Source organism: Mycobacterium hackensackense, from assembly GCF_025822555.1.
Classification (GTDB): domain Bacteria; phylum Actinomycetota; class Actinomycetes; order Mycobacteriales; family Mycobacteriaceae; genus Mycobacterium; species Mycobacterium fluoranthenivorans.
In genome coordinates, this window is record NZ_JACKUC010000028.1 from 239,162 (window position 1) to 256,943 (window position 17,782).

Below are 17,782 nucleotides of genomic sequence, written 5' to 3' on the forward strand. Positions count from 1 at the left end.
TCGCAGCCCCGCTGCAGGCAGTGCGTCCACGCATCCTGTGCGGCAACCGCTTTCATTCGGCGTCGGGTACCGGTCCAGCCGCATGAACAGCAGGCCGTGGAGTGTCCGATCCCGCGACGGCACACCGTGGTCAAGCCGTGCGCGTGCACGTCGACGGTCGGGTCGTGAAGCAGGGATATGCTCATCGGCACCTCCTTGGGCCGGACGGGATCCGTGACTCGATTCTCCCGCAGCGCGCGCCGAAACCGCGCCGTGCAAGGTCACAGATTCGCAGAGATCGGGTGGAGTAGCCGTAACTATCCTGGGCGAGCGAAGCGACGGGGGATTGGTTGCGGGGCGAGCGAAGCGACGAGGAACACGCCTCAGTGCACGCCGTCCATCTGCCGGCTGATCCACGGCGACACGGCGAACACGACGACTCCGACGACGATCGCCACGATGCCGAGGATCCCGAAGTAGGCCACTTCGCGAGACGGGTCGTAGTACTTGGCCAGCACTCCCGACATCGAGGTGCCCAGTCCCACGGAGAAGAAGTACAGCGCCATCATCTGTGCGCGGAACGCATCCGGGGCCAGCTTGGTGGTGACCGACAACCCGATCGGGGACAGCAGCAGCTCGGACACCGCGAACACCCCCAGGATCACGGCGATCAGCAGGGCGGGTACCGCCTTGACACCGGCCAGCGGGACGAAACACAGGAACGCGACACCCATGCCGATGACGCCGTAGCTGAACTTGCGTGGCGTGGTCGGCGCACGGTTGCCCAGTTTGGTCCACAGCACCGCGAACACCGGCGACAGCAGGATGATCCATACGGGTTCGATCGAGCCGATCCAGTTCGACGGTGCCGTCCACCCGAAGATCGACCAGTTCATCCGCTCGTCGGAGTACACCGCGAGCACTGTGAAGATCTGCTGGAACAGCGACCAGAACACCGCGTTGGCGATGAAGAGCGGGATGAACGACCGCACCCGCACCTTTTCCGGTCCGGTCACCTTGGCGCTGGTGAGCATGATGGCGAAATAGGCGCCCGAGGCCACGACGATCACACCGGTGGTGACCTGAGACAGGTTGGCAAGCGTCACCAGTTTCAGCGCGACCGCCGCGGCGACGACGACGATGACGGCCACGAAGACCCCGGCGGTCTTTCCGATGGCTTTGCGGGGCAATGGGTTCGGGACATGCCGGCCGTGTCCGTCGAGATTGCGGCGGAACACCACGTACTGCGTCAGACCCAGCGCCATCCCGATGGCGGCGGCGCCGAAGCCGTAGTGGAAGCCGATCCTGGTCTGCAGCAGTCCGGTGATCAGCGGGCCGGCGAACGCACCGAGGTTGATGCCGAGGTAGAACAGCGTGAACCCGCCGTCGGCGCGGGCATCGCCCTTCTCGTAGAGCGTGCCCAGCAGTGATGACGCATTCGCTTTCAACGCCCCGGAACCCAGCGCGACCAGAACCAGGCCCGCGCCGACACCGCTCAGCCCCGGCAGCACCGCCAGTGCGATGTGACCCAGCATCACGACGACCCCGCCGTAGAAGACGGTGCGTTCCATCCCCAGCAGGCGGTCGGCGATCCAGCCGCCGAGCACCGTCGACAGATAGACCAGCCCGCCGTACGCGCCGACCATGCCGGTGGCGGTGGCCTTTGACAGGCCCAAGCCGCCTTCTGCGGCTGTGTAGTAGAGGTAGTAGCCGAGGATGGTGAGCATCCCGTAGAACGAGAACCGCTCCCACAACTCGACGCCGAACAGATTCGTCAGCCCGATCGGGTGCCCGAAGATGGTTCGGGTGCCCGGCGCCTGCAATTCTCGCTGTCCCGTCATGTCGTCACCCTGCCACGCGCGGTGTCGCCGGCACCGCCGTTCGGCCACGTGTGTCGCCTGGCGGCATTCGCCGAGCAAAGGACCGACCGGGTGCTGATAACAGCAGAGGTGGCTGCGGGCAAACGCGCACTCGGAAGCGATCGGGTTTGGGCTGGGCCGAAGGCGGGCCGCGGAGGTAGTCTCAGCCCGATAACGAGACGATGACAGCATCGCCTCGGCGCGGTCGCCTTGCTCTGTGGCCGTCTCGGTCCGAAGGGGTACATGTGGACGCGGTGCTCGGCTTGTCGATGACACCTACGTCGCTGGGTCTGGTGGTCGTGGGTGGTGATGACGCACTCGAGGACGGTGCTGCCCGGGACGCGTTCTCGCTGAGTGTCGACGGCACGACGGACGTGCGGGAAGCCACCGAACGGGTGACGGCGGCCGTCGAGGCGATCTCGGCGGCGCGCGGTCACCGGCTCAAGTCCATCGGTGTGACCTGGAGCGATGAGGCCGGGGCCGACGCGTCCATGCTGATGGACTCGTTGAGTGAGAGCGGATTCGGCAATGTGGTGCCGATCCGCCTGCCCGAAGCCACCGAGGCGCTGGCCCGCGGCACGGCCGAGGTGATCGGCTACCGGACCACCGCGGTGTGCGTCGTCGAGCCCGACACCGTCATCGCGCTGATCGTGCACACCGGCGACGGCGCTGTGCAGACCGCGATCAATCACGGGATCGACAGTGACGAGTCCCTCATCCGCTGGTTGAGCACCGTCTTCACGCGCGCCGACTGGCAGCCCGAAGCTCTGGTGCTGGTGGGATCCTCCGGTGGTTTCGAGTCGGTGCTGCCGCGCCTGGAGGAGGCGCTGTCGGTCCCGGTTTTCGCGCCCGCCGAGGCGCAACTCGCGCTGGCTCGCGGTGCCGCGCTGGCCTCGTCATACAGCCTGTCCCAACCGTTCGACGAACTGGCCCTGCTGCCGGCGGGCGCCCGCCGGCACGCCGCACCCGCCCGCCGGGTATCGCCGGCCGGTGCGCTGACCGGTGTGCTGGCAGCCGGTGTGCTCACCTTCGTGGTGTCGGCGTCGGTCGCGCTCGCGGTCGCGCTCTCACCCGAACAGACGGTGGCAGCACCGCGGCCGGTGGCGGCGTCTGCGGCGCTGCCCGAAGCGGTGGTGCCCGAGGCCGCACCGATGGCCGTGGTGGCCCCGGCCCCGCAGGCACCGCCCCCGGCGCCGGAACCGCAGGCGCCGGTCGACGTGAGCGCCGACGTGCCCGCGGCCGCTCCCGCCGATATCGCGGACACGGCGCCGCCTGCTGATGTGAACACCGCCGCCCCGATGGAGGCCGCACCGTCACAGCTGACCCCGGATGCCGCGGTTGCCGCCGCAGTGCCGCCGCAGGCGATCATTCCCGCGGCGCCGCCGCAGGTGATCGCCCCGCCCACCAAGAAGCCGCTGCTGGAGCGGATCCGTGACCGGCTTCGGATCGGCGGGGACAACGAAGCCCCGGCCCCGGTGATCCTCGCGCCGCAGGGCTGACCCGCGCGCCGCGCACCTGGCTAACATTCGTCCCGCCGGAAACGAACTACGATGTAGTCCACTATCGCCGTTCTGGTTCGCCAGGGAGGATTGGGAGCTTGCGCAGAGTATTTCGGTATGTGCTCGTCATCGCCGGGATCGCCTTGATGGCGACGACCTCGGCCGGCGTGTCCGGTGCGGCGGTGGCCGGTACATCCACCCACCTGGTGTCCGTGTCGCCCAAAGCTGGCGAAGTCGTCGGGGTGGCCTATCCGGTGACCCTGAGCTTCGACGGGCCCATGTCCGACCGCGACGCGGTCGAACGCGGCATCAGGTTCTCGGTGGACACTGCGGCCGACCCTTCGCTCGCGCCGGCCAAGGTGCCCGCGGGATCCTTTGCCTGGCTGGATGATTCGACGGTGCGCTTCACGCCCAGTGACTATTGGCCGGCCCATTCGACCATCGCGATGTCGGTGGGCGGGTTCAAGACGACCTTCGAGACCGGCTCCCAGGTGGTCGGTGTCGCCGACATCAGTGCGCACACGTTCACCGTCAGCATCGACGGTCAGGTGGTCCGGGAGATGCCGGCCTCGATGGGTAAGCCCAAGCACCCCACGCCCGTCGGTACGTTCACGGCGCTGGAAAAGCAGAACCCCGTCATCATGGACTCACGCACCATCGGCATTCCGCTGAGCGATCCCGAGGGCTACAAACTCACCGTCAACTACGCCGTGCGGGTCACCTGGGGTGGCGTGTATGTGCACTCCGCGCCCTGGTCGGTGGGCTCCCAGGGCAATTCCAATGTCAGCCATGGCTGCATCAACCTGAGTCCGGACAACGCGGCCTGGTACTACAACAACGTCAGCATCGGCGACCCGATCATCATTCAGGCCTGATCCGCCACACCGTGCAGGTTCTTGGCCGTCGGTGAGGTGGCGACGGTGGCCGGGTCGGGGTAGGTGCCCAACAGCCGGTCGGCGGTGCCGCTGGTGGTGACGGTGAACCAGTAGTGCTCGTTCTTGAAGTGGTGTAGCCGGTGGTTGCGCCAGATGGCTCGGTACAGAGCGGTTTTCGGCTTGTAGTCGGTGTGGACGAGGTAGTGGCACCACTCGTAGCCCAGGCCCAGAAGCGACATCCAGGCCAGGAAGGTCAGGCCGCGGCCGAGGCCGGCGCCGGTGGCGGGGATGACCACGACGGCGAGGAACACCACCAGCGGAAGCACCCACAGCAGCGATTGCCACGGGATGAAAACCAGTGGGATGTCCCGTGGTTCGACGTGGTGCTCGCGGTGCTTGCGCGCCAGCAAGGGATCGACGGTGATACCGGCGAGGCGACGCGGCCGCCAGTGCAGGATGACCACATGGATCGCCCACTCCAGCAGCGGGAACAGCGCCAGCATCGCCAATGGAACGACGGCATCGCCGATTCCCCAGTGGCCGTACAGAATTCGTATTGTCAGCGCGGCCAGCAGGGTCGCGCAGAGGACCCACGGGGAGGGGTGTCGGACGAACTCGCGTGCGGCGCCGGTGAGGGTGGGCCCGCGCCGGGTCGGGGTGGTGGTCATGACTGAGCCCCCGCTGCCTCCAGGGCTGCCAGCGCGTCGAGCAGTGCGGTGGTGGCGGGCTCGAGGAGTTCGTGAGCGGCCCGCGCTGCCGCTTCGGTATCGCCTGCGGTGACGGCGGACGCGACGGCACGATAGGCATCGGGTCGGCCGACCTCGGCGGCCATCAAGGTGGCCAGTGCCGGCAGCGCGGGCTCATAGCTGGCGCGCAGGGTGTTGTACATCAACCGCAGCGCGATCGAGTCGGCTCCGTCGACGAGGTGGTCCCAGAAGTTCAGCGCGTGGCGCTGTTGTTCGACGGGATCGGATTCGACGGTCAGGGCCGCGATGGCGTCATCGAGCAGCCCCCGCAGTTCGGGCCGGTGCCGGGAGGCGGCCAGTTCGGCCACTTTCGGACCGTTGTGCAGGCGGGTCTCCAGGATGGACCGCACGACCGCCGGATCGAGTTCCCCGCCGCGTAGCAGCAGTCGGGGGAGCAGGTCCAGACCGGCATGCTTGCGGAAGTCGCGCACCGTGGTGGCGTCGCCCTGGCGGATGTCGACCAGGCCCGCGGCGGTCAGCTGTTTGAGCGCTTCGCGCACGGCCGGCCGGGACACGCCGAGCACTTCGGCCAGGCGACGTTCACTGGGCAGCGCGTCACCTGGCTGCATCTCACCGCTGAGGACGTCGGCGATGATCTGGTCGAACACGTCCTCGGAGACCGACCGGCGGTTGATGGGCTGCAATGCCATGGCCCGAGCATCACAGGTAAGCGGTCAGAGGTCAAATGGTAAGACCAGTCATTCGGTATCCAGGACGCCGATGTGCGGCGCACGATGAACGCGTCGTCAGCGCAGGGCTTCTGCCGTGGACTCGTCGGCGGGCAGGAATGCCTCGATGCTGAGCTCGGCGGCGGTCAGATCGAGCGCGGTGCCGAAGGTGGTCACCGTGCTCAGGAATCTCAGCACCGCACCGTCGTCACCGTCGAGTTCCAGTGGGACGACCACCCCGCCGAGATCGGGTGCGCCGGAATCCCCGCCCGGATACGACTCGATCTCCGCCAGCAGGGTCGCCGACTCCGCCGATCCGCTGACCGCCGCCTCGCGCCGCAACCGGCCGATGACGTGGTGGCGCCACTGGGCCAGGTTGCGGATACGCGGTGCCAGGCCGTCGGGGTGCAGCGAGATCCGGAGCGCATTGGGGTGTTCCATCAGGTGCGCCGCCACGCCCTCGAGCAGCAGTGCGGTTCCGGCGTTGACCTGCAGCACATTCCAGCCGCGATCCACCGCGAGGCAGGGAAACGGGTTGTAGGCGGCCAGAACTCGTTCGACACCGGAACGCACCGCTGACATCCCGGGATCGTCGAGGGTGCGTTCGGTGTAGACCGGCGCCAGCCCGGCCGCCAGCAGCAGCTGGTTCTGCTCACGCGCGGGCACGTCGAGTGCCGCGGCGAGTTTGAGCACCATAGACCTGCTCGGGGCCGACCGGCCCGTCTCGATGAAGCTCACGTGCCGGGCCGAAACGTCGGCCTCCAGGGCGAGGTCGAGCTGGCTGAGTCGGCGGCGCTGCCGCCAGGTCCGCATCAGTGTCCCGAACGGCGGATTCTGCGCGTGGGCGGTGGTCACGACTGTCAGTGTCGGCCAACCAACCGCGCTGCACCATTACCTGTGCGGTAATTGCCGCACTTACCTGCGGTGGTCACGCTGAGGGTATGACCGAGAAGGACCGTCCCACGCTGGCTGAGGTTCGTCCTGCGATGCGATCGCGCCGGGTCATCCTGGTACATCGGTACTGGTTTCTTCTTCGCGCCCGCGCTGGCCGTGGTGTCGCCGTGGCCGACGCTCACGTCGGTGCTGTGGGTCGTCATCGCCCTGGCCGGCCTGTGGCTCGGGCTGCTCGGCATCGCGATGGCGGCCGGGCTCTCGATCGTGCTGCGCTCGGATATCGAACTCGGAGAGGATTATTGGCGCTCGATCATCGACTATCCCGACGTCGCGCCCACCCTCATCGGCCGCCACGCCGGACCGGGGCTGTCAGATCAAGTTACCGATCAGTAGGCTTGGGAGGAACAGGCGGGAGCTGGAGTGATCGAACCGAAGTTCGTCGAGATCCATGGCATGCGTCAGGCCGTGCTGGACGTGGGTGAGGGCGAGGAAGTCCTGCTGCTGATCCACGGGATGGCGGGCAGTGCCCACACCTGGCGCGCGGTGCTGCCCCAACTGGCCAAGAAGTACCGGGTGATCGCACCCGATCTGATCGGTCACGGTCAGTCGTCCAAGCCGCGCACCGACTATTCACTCGGCGCGTTCGCGGTGGGGTTGCGGGATCTGCTCGACGAACTCGGGGTGGCTTCGGCGACGGTGGTCGGACATTCCCTGGGCGGCGGTGTCGCGATGCAGTTTCTCTACCAGCATCCCGAGTACTGTCGCCGGCTGGTGCTGATCAGCAGTGGGGGACTGGGCCCGGATGTGGGCTGGATCCTGCGGTTGCTGGCGGCGCCGGGGGCCGAGTTCGTGATGCCGGTGATCGCGCCCGCCCCGGTGCTGCGCGCGGGGAATGCGGCCAGGTCGTGGTTCAGTTCGATGGGACTGCGCTCGCCGCGCGGCGCCGAGATCTGGAACGCGTATTCGTCGTTCGCCGACCGCGGCACCCGGGAGGCGTTCATCCGCACCCTGCGATCGGTCGTCGACTACCGCGGCCAGTCCGTCAGTGCCTTGAATCGGTTGAACCTGCGCGAGGGGCTGCCCGTCCTGGCCATCTGGGGCGAGAAGGACGACATCATCCCCGTCGATCACGCCTACTCGGCGTTGCAGGCCAGGCCCGATTGCCGGCTCGAAATCCTGCCCAATGTCGGGCATTTCGCGCAGGTGGAGGCGCCGGAGGTGGTGGTGGACCTCATCGATGAGCTCATCTCCACGACGGACCCGGCGGAATTCGAACGCTGAGGCTCAGGTGGGCACCGCCTGCTTGGCTGCCCCCGAGTAGTCGACCTGCCAGTGTTTGATGCCGTTGAGCCAGCCCGAACGTAACCGTTCCGGCTTCGCCAGCGAGGTGAGGTCGGGCATCGCGTCGGCGATGGCGTTGAACATCAGATCGATCGTCATCCGGGCCAAGTTGGCCCCGATGCAGAAGTGGGCGCCGGTCCCGCCGAAGCCGACGTGGGGATTCGGGTCGCGCAGGATATTGAACCGCAGCGGTTCCTCGAAAACCTCCTCGTCGAAATTGGCCGAGCGGTAGAACATCACCACCCGCTGGCCCTTCTTGATCGGCACGCCGGCCAACTCGGTGTCGACGAGTGCGGTGCGCTGGAACGAGGTGACAGGCGTTGCCCAGCGGACGATCTCGTCGGCCGCGGTACCCGGCCGGTCCCGCTTGAACAGCTCCCACTGGTCCGGGAAATCGGTGAACGCCATCATGCCCTGGGTGATCGAATTGCGCGTCGTCTCGTTCCCGGCGACCGCGAGCAGGATGACGAAGAACCCGAACTCGTCATCGGAGAGCTTGTGCCCGTCGACATCGGCCTGGACGAGTTTGGTGACCAGGTCCTCGCCCGGCTTCGCCGACCGCTCAGCGGCCATCTGCATGCCGTAGGTGATGAGCTCGACCGACGCGCTGATCGCGTCGTTGTTCGCGAACTCCGGATCCATATCGCCCACCATCTGGTTGGACCAGTGGAACAACTTCATCCGGTCCTCCTGCGGCACGCCCATCAGACCGGCAATGGCCTGCAGCGGCAGCTCACAGGACACTTGCTCGACGAAGTCGCCCTTGCCCTCGGCGGCGGCCGCGGCCACGATCTGGCGGGCCCGCTCGGCCAGGTCGGCGCGCAGTTGCTCCACCGCGCGCGGCGTGAACGCACGCGACACGATCTTGCGCAGATGGGTGTGATGCGGGGCATCCATGTTCAGCAGGACGAACTTGCCGGTGTCGATCTGGGCCTGCACGGTGCCGTCCTTGTACCGGGGCAGGGCCGTCTTCTCCAGACTGGAGAAGACATCGCTGCGCCGCGAGACCTCTTTGACGTCCTTGTGTTTGGTCACCACCCAGTAGCCGCCGTCGCCGAACCCGCCGACACCGTCGGGCTGCTCGTTCCACCAGATCGGCGCCACCCGGCGCATCTCGGCGAACTCATCGACCGGTAGCCGGTCGGCGTAGATATCGGGATCGGTGAAATCAAACCCAGGCGGCAGATTCGGGCTCGGCATCGATGCACTCCCATGGCGACGGTAGATAATGGGTCCCCCTACCCGCATTGGACACCACGCGACGCCCCGGTGTCTCGGAGTCGGACAAGGTGGCACCTCCTGACACAACGGCATTTCCCAGCCGAATCCCCAAAGTCACAGGGGGCACAGGTGTAACAATTTCGGTACCCGGGGAGAACTACCCATAGACCAGTCCGGTCCGGCAGTGGGGAAGGGGGCATCGGTGGCGATCGACGTCGAGACGAAAATACTGACCGCGCTCGTCGGTGGCGTGGCGGCACTGTTGCTGGCCGCGCCGGCCGCGGCCGATCCCACGGACGCACCGCCGCAGCCGCCGGTGCCCGTCGCGGATGCGCCGGTCGCGTCGGGCGCGTCCGGCGATGGGGTGCCGCACCTGGCCAGCCCCGATGCCCTTCCGCCGGGTTCGACGATGGACCCGAGCGTGATGGCCGGCGCCGAATCACCGCGCGTGAGCTACCTGCGGGATCTGTGGAACGCGGTGCAGAACCGCGAGATCAGCGGTAAGGAAGCGCTGGTGCTGGGGCTCGCGCAGCGCGGTATGGACACTCCGAACCCGGCGCCGGTGCCCGGCCCGAACACGCCGCTCACCCCGGGCGACCCGGCCGCCGCGCCGGCTCCTGTCACGCCCTGACGGCTACTACGGCCTCGATGCGGGCCGGCACATGTTTGTGCCACGGTGTCCCCGCGTAGGCGTCGCGCCAGTCCGCCGAGGTCAGCGCGTTGGGTGCCACGCCCGGCACCACCGCTGAGCCGTCGGCCGCGACGAAATCCAGACCGAACCCGTTGGGCAGCGCTGCATGCCCGGGCAGCATCGCGGCACTGACCTCCACCGAGGCCTCCGCACTGCCGGCCGAGGTGGTGATCCTGGCCCGGTCGCCGTCGGCGAGTCCGAGCACATCGGCGTCCTGCACGCTGAGGCGCAAGGCTCCGTCGGCATCGCGCTTGCGCCAGCCCGGGTCGCGGAAGATGTCGTTGGCGGTGAACGCGCGGCGCTCGCCGGCCGACAGGACGATGGGGAACTCGGCGCTGGTCAGTGGCGATGGGCCCGACGCCAGCGCTTTCAGATCCTCGAGCAGTTCGGGGATGGTCAGCGCGATCCTGTGGTCGGCGTGGCTGATCAGGTCCCAGTCGTCGGCATACTCGTGCTCGGTGAAGGTCAGCCCGGACGGGCTGGCCAGGATCGCGGTGAACAGCGCGTTGCCGTCGGCATGGCCGGCCCGGCGCACCGCCTCGGGATAGGTGAGCGCCGCTTTCTGCGCCAGCCCCCACAGCGCGGCAGCGCCGGCGAGACCGTCGGGCAGGGTGGGCCCGAGCGTGTCGTAGAGGACGTAGGGCAGCACCCGGCCCAAGGCCGGATTCGCCCCGACGGCGGTGAAGAACGCCTGCGTGTACGCATCCAGTCCCTCGGTGGCCGCCCGGCGCAACGGCTGCAGCTCGGCGTCGTCGACGACGCCCAGAGCGCGCACCAGCCGGGCCCAGATCTCCGGTTCGGGCAGCGTGCCGGGCGCCGGTTGCAGCAGAGGATGGCGAAGGTGAAAGGTGTTGTGCGGGAACTCCAGATTGAAGAACGTCGCCTCGGCCTTCTCGAATTGGCTGGCGGCAGGCAGCACGTAGTGGGCCAGCCGGGCGGTCTCGGTCATCGCGACATCGACGACGACGAGCAGCTCCAGCGCGGACAGCGCGTCGCGTACCGCGGCCGAGTCGGCGACCGAATGCGCCGGGTTGCTGCTCTCGACGATCATGGCCCGGAACCGGTCGGGGTGATCGGTCAGGATCTCCTGGGCCACCACATTCGAGGGCACCAGCCCGGCGATGATCGGGGCGCCGGTGACGGGGGTGCGCCCGACGCCGCCGCTACCGAACAGCGGCGCGAACGTCGAATGCAGGTGCTGCCCACCGCGTTTGCCGAAGTTGCCGGTCAGGATCCACAGCATCTTGTTGAGGTAGGAGCACAGGGTGCTGTTGGGTGCCTGCTGGATACCGAGATCCTCGAACACCGACACGCTCGACGCGGCTGCGACCCGGCGCGCCGCGGCCCGCAGCAGGTCCGCGTCGACGCCACAGCGCGTCGCGAAATCGTCCACGTCGACGGCGCCCAGTGCCTGGCGCACCGGTTCGGTGCCGGTGACGTGTTCGGCCAGAAAGGTTTCGTCGCACAGGTTTTCCTGCACCAGGACGGCGGCCAGCGCGGCCAGACACCACGCGTCGGTACCCGGGCGCACGCGAAGGTGGAAGTCGGCGAGCTTGGCGGTATCGGTGATCACGGGGTCGATGACGATCATCGCGCGGTCCGGATCCTTGGCGATGTCCTGCAGGACGGTGCGGGCCCGCGGGAAGCTCTGTGACATCCACGGGTTCTTCCCGACGAACACCGACACTTCGGCGTGCTCGAATTCGCCTCTGGTGTGCCCGCCGTAGAGCTGGCTGTCCACCCAGAACTCGCCGGTCTTCTCCTGGGCCAGCGCATTCGACCGATACCGCGCGCCGAGCGCCTTGAGGAACGCCCCGCTGTAGGCGCCGCCCAGGTGGTTACCCTGTCCGCCGCCGCCGTAGTAGAAGATCTTGTCCCCGCCCACGGTGTCGCGGATTCGGGCGAACCCTTCGGCGATCTCGGATATCGCCGTGTCCCAGTCGATCTCCTCGTAGCTGCCGTCGGGCCGGCGGCGCATCGGTGTGGTCAGCCGGGCCCGGTTGTTCTGATAGTGGTCCAGCCGCAGGGCCTTGTTGCACGTGTACCCCTGCGAAGCGGGATGGGATTTGTCGCCCCGGATCTTGGACAGGGTACGGCCGTCCAGCTGCACCACGATGCCGCAGTTGCACTCACAGAGAATGCAGGCGCTGGGGTGCCACTCGGCTGTGTCGGTCATATCAGGCCTTTCGTTCGCCGGATGCGGCGGTTACGAGGGCGCGTAACTGCCGGTGGACGAGGTCGAGCGCGGTGCTGTTGCCGGTCGTGCGGGCCACCAGTACCGCGCCCTCGATCGAGGTGGTGACCAGCATGGCGAGCTCGGCGGCATGGTCCGGCGACGCGCCGTCAGCTTGCAGAAGCTCATCGATGAGTGCGATCCACCTGGTGAACGCGGCGCCGGCGCGGGCGATGACATCGGTGCTGTCCGCTTCCACGGCCACGGCCACCACCGGGCAGCCGGCTCGGAACCCGCTGTCTGTCAGCTGGTTCCGGAAGTCCTCGACGATGAGGTCGAGTGCCTCGAGAGCAGTGGTGGCTGACGATATCCGGCGCGCAATGTGCTCGGCCGCGAAGTCGACGGCCTCGCAGAGCAGTTGGGTACGTCCGCCGGGGAAGTGGTGATACGCCGAGCCGCGGGGCGCGCCGCTGTGTTCGAGCACGTCGGAGATGGCGGTGGCATGCGCGCCACGTTCGCGGATCAGCAGCGCTGCGGAGACGATCATGCGGTCACGTGGGCTGGCCATAGCGCCGGAGTCCTTTCGGACGTTCGATTATGTAGAGCATCATACATAGAACGGCGTCGGGCAAGAGTCGGCGTCCGCCGATTTCTGCACGAGGGTCGTGGCTGCACGGGAATCGCGACCGTGGCGTGGAAAACGGTGCGCGACCCGTCCCCGAAATGCACGAATCCCGCCGGTCCGGGAGAACGGAGGCCGGCGGGATTCGCGGGTTTCGGCGGGCGGGGGCGCAGCGACCCGGGGAGTTGGTTCGGCGGGGCTAGACCGAGGCCACCTCGTTGATCTGATTCAGCGTGCTGGTGGCCTCGAGGTATTCCTGCACCCAGCGTTCGATCACGGCGGAGGTCTTCTCCACCTTGGTGAACTGACCGACGACCTGGCCGATCGGGTTGAACGCCACATCGACGGTCTCATTGGGGTACTTGTGGGTGGCGGCCACGGCCATACCGGACACCATGTACTGCAGCGGCATGCCCAGCGGTTTCGGGTTGTCCGGGTTCTCCCAGGCCTCGGTCCAGTCGTTGCGCAGCATGCGGGCCGGCTTGCCGGTGAACGACCGGCTGCGCACGGTGTCGCGGCTGCTGGCCTTGGCGTACGCGGCGTGCTGAACCGGGGTGTTTTCGGACTCTTCGACCATCACCCACTGCGAACCGGTCCACGCGCCCTGGGCGCCGAGCGCCAGCGCCGCGGCGATCTGCTGGCCGCTGCCGATACCGCCGGCGGCCAGCACCGGTACCGGGGCGACCTCCTTGACCACCTGTGGCCACAGCACGATCGAGCCCACTTCACCGCTGTGCCCGCCGGCCTCGCCGCCCTGGGCGATGATGATGTCCACCCCGGCGTCGGCGTGCTTGCGGGCCTGCGACGGGGATCCGCACAGCGCGGCGACCTTACGGCCCTCGGCGTGGATGTGTTCGATCATGTCCTTGGGCGGGGTGCCCAGCGCGTTGGCGATCAGCGTCATCTTGGGGTGCCGCAGCGCCACCTCGACCTGCGGGGTCGCGGTCGCCTCGGTCCAGCCCAGCAGCTGCAGCGCATCGTCGTCGCTGTGATCGACCGGCACTCCGTGATCGGCCAGGATCTTCTTGGCGAAGTCCAGATGATCCTGCGGGACGAGTGAATTGAGGGTGGTCTTGAGCTCGTCGGCGGACATGTTCGAGTCCATGCCCTCGTACTTGTTCGGGATGACGATGTCCACACCATAGGGGTGGTCGCCGATGTGCTCGTCGATCCAGTTGAGCTCGATCTCGAGCTGTTCGGGGGTGAAGCCGACGGCGCCGAGCACGCCGAAGCCGCCGGCCTTGCTCACGGCGACGACGACATCGCGGCAATGGGTGAAGGCAAAGATCGGCAGATCGATGCCGAGTTGGTCACAGAGGGCGGTATGCATGCCTTCTCCTTGGGGACGATCGCGAAACGGACGACTGAAACGTGTTCTAGTTTAGGCGACGCCGGGGTGCCCAGGGCAAGACCCCGGCAACCGTTGGCGTAGCTCCGTGCCTCGACAGTGACCGAGAATCGCATTACCGTTTTCTGAAAGTCATATTAACAGTGCGTGTTCTGTCGGGAACTGGGGGTGACTGCCGGCCATGACGGATTGGCTCAGGGGTTCGCTCGTCCTGGTCTCGGACTATTCGGTACCGGATCCGGCACAGGTGTGGCCGCTGTTGCAGCGCCGCGTGGACGCGTTGGCCGACCTCGGCGCCCACCACGTTCTGGTGTACACCTCGACCACCGATCCCGAGCGCGTTCTGGTCATCCTGGTCCTGCACGCCCATGAACCGTTGCGCGACCTGATTCGGTCCCGGACGTTCTTCGACTGGTTCGACGCGGTCGGGGTGACCGATCTGCCCGCGGTCTTCGCCGGCGAACTCTTCGATCGCATCGACCTGGACGGCGATCTGCGCTCCGGTGCACCGCCGATCATCGTGTCGATGGTGACGCCGGTCGACGATGTGTCGGCGCTGAGCGTACGGGTCCGCGAGTCGGCTGCGGCGTTCCGGGCGACCGGGGTGCGCAGATTCTGGAGCTTCAAGGCCTTCGACGACCCGCACGAGATGCTGATCCTGCAGCAGGTCGACGACGAGTCCAGCGCGCGGCGCTGGTTGCACGACTCCGATGACGCGGCCGATTGGTTGACCGAGGCCGGCGTCGGTGCCTACCCGCCGGTGTTCATCGGCAGGTTCTGCCACATGATGGCGATCGACCTCCCCACCGACCCGGGCGCCCGGCACTGATGTTCGTCTGTCTGTGCAACGGGATCACCAGCCATGCGGTGGCTGATGCGGTGGATGCCGGGGCGTGCACCACCAATGAGGTGGCATCGGTCTGTGGCGCCGGAGCCGACTGCGGCCGCTGCCGGCGCACGGTGCGGGCCATCATCGATGCGCGTCGCGCCGCATCCGCGCGGTCCAGCGCCGACCCTCGCCGGAACTGACGCGCAACACCGGCCACGCCCGTTGCGCGGCCGCCGCCGCCAGGCCCGGGCGCGGGTTGACCGCGCGAGGGTGTCCGACAGCTTCCAGTACCGGCAGGTCCTCGGTGCCGTCGGAGTAGCCGAAGCTCTGCGGCAGATCGATACCGTGGGCGGCGCTGAACTGCAGGACCGCACGGGCCTTGTTCCTGCCCCAGATGATCGGCTTCACGATCTGTCCGGTCAGCCTGCCGTCGCCGTCGGTCTCGAAGTGGTTGCACAGCACGTGGGTGATCCCGAGGTGACGGGCCACCGGCTCGGCGTGCAGCGTCATGGCCGAGGAACTCATCACGACGGTGTGGCCGCACTCCTGGTGCGCTGCCACCACCTCGCGCATCACCGGGAACAACCGTCCGATGGTCCGGCGCCGGAACAGGTCCTCGCCGAGGTCGTCGAGTTCGGTCAGGACGTCGCCGGCCAGATAGCCCCCGGCGCGCTGCAGCAGGCGCTCGAATTCCATCCGGCCCAGCTTGTAGCGCACCGAGGCCTCGATGATGCCGGTCAGCTCACCGAATCTGGCCTGGCCGTGCCGGAACCGGTGCCCGGCGTGCACGGTCGCGGTGAATCCGCGGACCAGGGTGCCGTCCAGATCGAAGAACGCACCCACCGACGGACCGGTGGGCGCGCTGCGGATTTCCTCGATCGGGTCGGGCACCACTCCATTGTGGCGATGTGTGCGGACCTAGCGCGCCACCAGTCCCTTGCCGGTCCCCAGCGGCAGGTCGAGGGTGGTCCGGATGCCCGGCGCCGCGGCCACCACGTCGGGGATGGCGTTGACGATCCGGCCGGCGGCGGCGAGGATCGCCGCGTAGTTGTGGTCGCCGCGACTGCTGGTCGGGCAGATGTCGACGACGTAGGACGGTTCGCCGGTGATCTCGACCCGGTAGGAGCCGCCCGGCTGGGCCGGCTGGGCCCAGTCGGGGCGCAGGTCCTCGCGCACCCGGGTGATGTGCTCGACGACGATCACCGGTTTGCCGTCGACCATGCCGTTGATCTCGAAGCGCATGGCGGCCACCGTGCCCTTGGCGATCACCCCGGTGGCGACCTCGATGTCTTCCGGGGCCGGTTCCAGCTCGTAGCTCTCGGTGATCTCGTCCACCTCGACGCCAAGGCCGGCGGCCAGCATCTTGATCGCCGTACCCCAGGCGGCGCTGAGGATCCCGGGATAGAACAACATGCCGGGCTGGTCCATCGGGTTGCCGAAGCCCATCACGATCGACATCACCTCCGCGCCGTCGTAGGTGGCGTAGTCGGCGATCTCCATGGTCTTGATCTGTTCGATGCGCTGGCAGGTGCTGGCGATGGCGAACGGTACGAGGTCGGTCGCGAAGCCGGGATCCACCCCGGTGATGTAGACACTCGAATTGCCGCTGCGTGCCGCCTCTTCCACGCGGTCGATGGCCTTCTGTGGCATGGCGCCCCATGGGTACTGCAGGCCACCGGGTGCGGAGCCCACCACGTTGATGCCCGCCGACAGTGCTGCCATCACGTCACGGGTGGCCTCCACCGGGCGGGTGTCGCCCATCGCGCAGTACACCAGGGCGTCCGGTTGGGCGGCCAGGGCGGCGTCGATGCCCTTCGTCGCGGTGACACCGGTGACGATGTCGAGTCCGGCCAGTGCGCCGGCGTCGGTGCCGACCTTCTCATCGGTGGAGACGCCGACCGCGACCAGCTCGAACCGGGGATCCTCGATGAGCTGGATCAGGGCCAACCGGCCGCAATTTCCGGTGCCGACGAGCGCCACGCGAATGGCCATACGATTCTCCTCCAGGTGTTTGGTCTATCGCAGTATGAGCGGTCCGGACGGGAATTGGAACAGGTTCTAGTTTTGCGTTCCTGATGGGGTAGCCTCACGCGTCATGGGACGCGTGGACGGCAAAGTTGTACTGATCAGCGGCGGTGCACAGGGCATGGGTGCGGCTCATGCCAGAGCGCTGGTGGCCGAAGGCGGCAAGGTCGTCATCGGCGACATCCTCGATGAGCCGGGGCAGGCGCTGGCCGACGAACTCGGTGACGCGGCCCGCTATGTACACCTCGACGTCACCCAGGCCGACCAGTGGGATGCCGCCGTTGCCACGGCCAACGAGGCCTTCGGTGGGCTCACCGGATTGGTCAACAACGCGGGCATCGTCGCGCTGGGCAAGATCGGCAAGTTCGACATGGCCCAATGGCAGAAGGTCATCGACGTCAACCTGACGGGGACCTTCCTGGGCATGCAGGCCAGCGTCGCATCGATGAAAGCCGCCGGCAGCGGCTCCATCATCAACGTGTCCTCGGTCGAGGGCCTGCGGGGTGCCCCGATGGTGCACCCGTACGTGGCGTCAAAGTGGGCGGTGCGCGGTCTGGCCAAGTCGGCGGCCCTGGAACTGGGCAGGCACAAGATCCGGGTCAACTCGCTGCATCCCGGTTTCATCCGCACCCCGATGACCGAGCATTTCCCCGAGGACATGGTCACCGCGCCGCTGGGCCGGCCCGGGCAGTCCGAGGAGGTGGCCGCGTTCGTGGTCTTCCTGATCAGCGACGAGTCGTCGTTCGCCACCGGTTCGGAGTTCGTCGTCGACGGCGGACTGGTCACCGACGTCAACCACAAGGACAACGTCTTCTGACCGCGTGATGTAAATTCCCCGGTCGCTTCGCTCCAGCCCGCCGGTCCCGCTCCCCGGGCCGACCGGTGACCCGGCGGGCAGGCACAATGTGGTGTCGGCCGGCGGGCCGGCAGCCACTTTGAGCACACAGCCACCGGAGGGAGCGGCACCATCGGGGCACCGAAGCGTCGTACTGCCCTGTTCAGCGTCGCCCTC

General features: G+C 67.7%; 18 protein-coding genes. 8 read left to right on the forward strand and 10 right to left on the reverse strand.

Annotated features, from left to right (window positions below):
* Positions 1–362: 362 nt before the first annotated feature.
* Positions 363–1,820: a peptide MFS transporter gene (locus H7J86_RS02825; protein ID WP_090361516.1), complete on the reverse strand. Its 1,458-nt coding sequence runs from the start codon at positions 1,818–1,820 to the stop codon at positions 363–365.
* A gap of 263 nt (positions 1,821–2,083) precedes the next feature.
* Here H7J86_RS02825 and H7J86_RS02830 point away from each other — a divergent pair, with 263 nt between their 5' ends.
* Both H7J86_RS02830 and H7J86_RS02835 read left to right on the forward strand, forming a co-directional pair.
* Positions 2,084–3,337 carry a DUF7159 family protein gene (locus H7J86_RS02830; RefSeq protein WP_267289242.1) on the forward strand — a complete coding sequence of 418 codons (1,254 nt, stop codon included), beginning with the start codon at positions 2,084–2,086 and terminating at the stop codon, positions 3,335–3,337.
* Between the two features lie 146 nt (positions 3,338–3,483).
* Positions 3,484–4,212, forward strand: a complete 729-nt coding sequence (locus tag H7J86_RS02835) for a L,D-transpeptidase (RefSeq protein ID WP_276064952.1) — start codon at positions 3,484–3,486, stop codon at positions 4,210–4,212.
* Here the strand turns inward: H7J86_RS02835 and H7J86_RS02840 are convergent.
* From H7J86_RS02840 to H7J86_RS02850, 3 genes are all read right to left on the reverse strand, one after another.
* The gene (locus tag H7J86_RS02840; RefSeq protein WP_267289246.1) at positions 4,203–4,880 is read right to left on the reverse strand and encodes a sterol desaturase family protein; all 678 of its coding nucleotides are present in this window, start codon (positions 4,878–4,880) and stop codon (positions 4,203–4,205) included. The genes H7J86_RS02835 and H7J86_RS02840 overlap by 10 nt on opposite strands.
* Positions 4,877–5,608: a FadR/GntR family transcriptional regulator gene (locus tag H7J86_RS02845; protein ID WP_187095647.1), complete on the reverse strand. Its 732-nt coding sequence runs from the start codon at positions 5,606–5,608 to the stop codon at positions 4,877–4,879. Before H7J86_RS02845 ends, H7J86_RS02840 begins: the two co-directional genes overlap by 4 nt.
* A gap of 96 nt (positions 5,609–5,704) precedes the next feature.
* Positions 5,705–6,439, reverse strand: coding sequence for a helix-turn-helix domain-containing protein (locus H7J86_RS02850; RefSeq protein WP_267289299.1), 735 nt, complete (start codon positions 6,437–6,439; stop codon positions 5,705–5,707).
* Between the two features lie 156 nt (positions 6,440–6,595).
* Between H7J86_RS02850 and H7J86_RS02855 the strand changes: the two genes are divergently transcribed.
* Positions 6,596–6,913 carry a hypothetical protein gene (locus tag H7J86_RS02855; protein ID WP_267289301.1) on the forward strand — a complete coding sequence of 106 codons (318 nt, stop codon included), beginning with the start codon at positions 6,596–6,598 and terminating at the stop codon, positions 6,911–6,913.
* A 27-nt stretch (positions 6,914–6,940) separates the two neighbouring features.
* Complete coding sequence (locus H7J86_RS02860; protein ID WP_090360695.1) at positions 6,941–7,801, forward strand: alpha/beta fold hydrolase; 861 nt, start codon at positions 6,941–6,943, stop codon at positions 7,799–7,801.
* A gap of 3 nt (positions 7,802–7,804) precedes the next feature.
* On the opposite strand, the gene H7J86_RS02865 is transcribed toward H7J86_RS02860, so the two are convergent.
* Positions 7,805–9,061: a cytochrome P450 gene (locus H7J86_RS02865; protein ID WP_267289248.1), complete on the reverse strand. Its 1,257-nt coding sequence runs from the start codon at positions 9,059–9,061 to the stop codon at positions 7,805–7,807.
* 223 nt (positions 9,062–9,284) lie between these two features.
* On the opposite strand from H7J86_RS02865, the gene H7J86_RS02870 reads away from it, so the two are divergent.
* Complete coding sequence (locus H7J86_RS02870) at positions 9,285–9,713, forward strand: hypothetical protein (RefSeq protein WP_267289250.1); 429 nt, start codon at positions 9,285–9,287, stop codon at positions 9,711–9,713.
* Here the strand turns inward: H7J86_RS02870 and H7J86_RS02875 are convergent.
* From H7J86_RS02875 to H7J86_RS02885, 3 genes are all read right to left on the reverse strand, one after another.
* Entirely contained in the window at positions 9,703–11,949 is a 2,247-nt protein-coding gene (locus H7J86_RS02875; RefSeq protein ID WP_090360690.1) for a molybdopterin-dependent oxidoreductase, read from the reverse strand. The two genes, H7J86_RS02870 and H7J86_RS02875, sit on opposite strands and share 11 nt — an antisense overlap.
* Before the next feature lies 1 nt (position 11,950).
* Positions 11,951–12,514, reverse strand: a complete 564-nt coding sequence (locus tag H7J86_RS02880) for a TetR/AcrR family transcriptional regulator (protein WP_267289252.1) — start codon at positions 12,512–12,514, stop codon at positions 11,951–11,953.
* A gap of 253 nt (positions 12,515–12,767) precedes the next feature.
* Positions 12,768–13,898, reverse strand: a complete 1,131-nt coding sequence (locus H7J86_RS02885; protein WP_267289254.1) for a nitronate monooxygenase — start codon at positions 13,896–13,898, stop codon at positions 12,768–12,770.
* A gap of 199 nt (positions 13,899–14,097) precedes the next feature.
* Between H7J86_RS02885 and H7J86_RS02890 the strand changes: the two genes are divergently transcribed.
* Together H7J86_RS02890 and H7J86_RS02895 are read left to right on the forward strand one after the other, a co-directional pair.
* A complete protein-coding gene (locus H7J86_RS02890) occupies positions 14,098–14,745 on the forward strand; it encodes a fatty-acid--CoA ligase (RefSeq protein WP_090360681.1) in 648 nt (215 codons plus the stop codon).
* Positions 14,745–14,945, forward strand: a complete 201-nt coding sequence (locus tag H7J86_RS02895; protein ID WP_090360679.1) for a (2Fe-2S)-binding protein — start codon at positions 14,745–14,747, stop codon at positions 14,943–14,945. Before H7J86_RS02890 ends, H7J86_RS02895 begins: the two co-directional genes overlap by 1 nt.
* Here H7J86_RS02895 and H7J86_RS02900 read toward each other — a convergent pair.
* Both H7J86_RS02900 and H7J86_RS02905 read right to left on the reverse strand, forming a co-directional pair.
* On the reverse strand, positions 14,887–15,639 hold the full coding sequence (locus H7J86_RS02900; protein ID WP_372517212.1) for an HAD family hydrolase: 753 nt from the start codon (positions 15,637–15,639) through the stop codon (positions 14,887–14,889). The two genes, H7J86_RS02895 and H7J86_RS02900, sit on opposite strands and share 59 nt — an antisense overlap.
* Before the next feature lie 24 nt (positions 15,640–15,663).
* A complete protein-coding gene (locus H7J86_RS02905) occupies positions 15,664–16,737 on the reverse strand; it encodes an NAD(P)H-dependent amine dehydrogenase family protein (protein WP_267289256.1) in 1,074 nt (357 codons plus the stop codon).
* 103 nt (positions 16,738–16,840) lie between these two features.
* Here H7J86_RS02905 and H7J86_RS02910 point away from each other — a divergent pair, with 103 nt between their 5' ends.
* Entirely contained in the window at positions 16,841–17,587 is a 747-nt protein-coding gene (locus tag H7J86_RS02910) for a glucose 1-dehydrogenase (protein ID WP_090360675.1), read from the forward strand.
* The last annotated feature ends 195 nt before the right edge of the window (positions 17,588–17,782 follow it).

Coding starts and splice junctions, on each gene's coding strand:
- H7J86_RS02825 (WP_090361516.1), bottom strand. CDS start 1,820: ATGACGGGACAGCGAGAATTGCAGGCGCCGGGCACCCGAACCATCTTC.
- H7J86_RS02835 (WP_276064952.1), top strand. CDS start 3,484: ATGGCGACGACCTCGGCCGGCGTGTCCGGTGCGGCGGTGGCCGGTACA.
- H7J86_RS02840 (WP_267289246.1), bottom strand. CDS start 4,880: ATGACCACCACCCCGACCCGGCGCGGGCCCACCCTCACCGGCGCCGCA.
- H7J86_RS02845 (WP_187095647.1), bottom strand. CDS start 5,608: ATGGCATTGCAGCCCATCAACCGCCGGTCGGTCTCCGAGGACGTGTTC.
- H7J86_RS02850 (WP_267289299.1), bottom strand. CDS start 6,439: ATGCGGACCTGGCGGCAGCGCCGCCGACTCAGCCAGCTCGACCTCGCC.
- H7J86_RS02865 (WP_267289248.1), bottom strand. CDS start 9,061: ATGCCGAGCCCGAATCTGCCGCCTGGGTTTGATTTCACCGATCCCGAT.
- H7J86_RS02875 (WP_090360690.1), bottom strand. CDS start 11,949: ATGACCGACACAGCCGAGTGGCACCCCAGCGCCTGCATTCTCTGTGAG.
- H7J86_RS02880 (WP_267289252.1), bottom strand. CDS start 12,514: ATGGCCAGCCCACGTGACCGCATGATCGTCTCCGCAGCGCTGCTGATC.
- H7J86_RS02885 (WP_267289254.1), bottom strand. CDS start 13,898: ATGCATACCGCCCTCTGTGACCAACTCGGCATCGATCTGCCGATCTTT.
- H7J86_RS02890 (WP_090360681.1), top strand. CDS start 14,098: ATGACGGATTGGCTCAGGGGTTCGCTCGTCCTGGTCTCGGACTATTCG.
- H7J86_RS02895 (WP_090360679.1), top strand. CDS start 14,745: ATGTTCGTCTGTCTGTGCAACGGGATCACCAGCCATGCGGTGGCTGAT.
- H7J86_RS02905 (WP_267289256.1), bottom strand. CDS start 16,737: ATGGCCATTCGCGTGGCGCTCGTCGGCACCGGAAATTGCGGCCGGTTG.
- H7J86_RS02910 (WP_090360675.1), top strand. CDS start 16,841: ATGGGACGCGTGGACGGCAAAGTTGTACTGATCAGCGGCGGTGCACAG.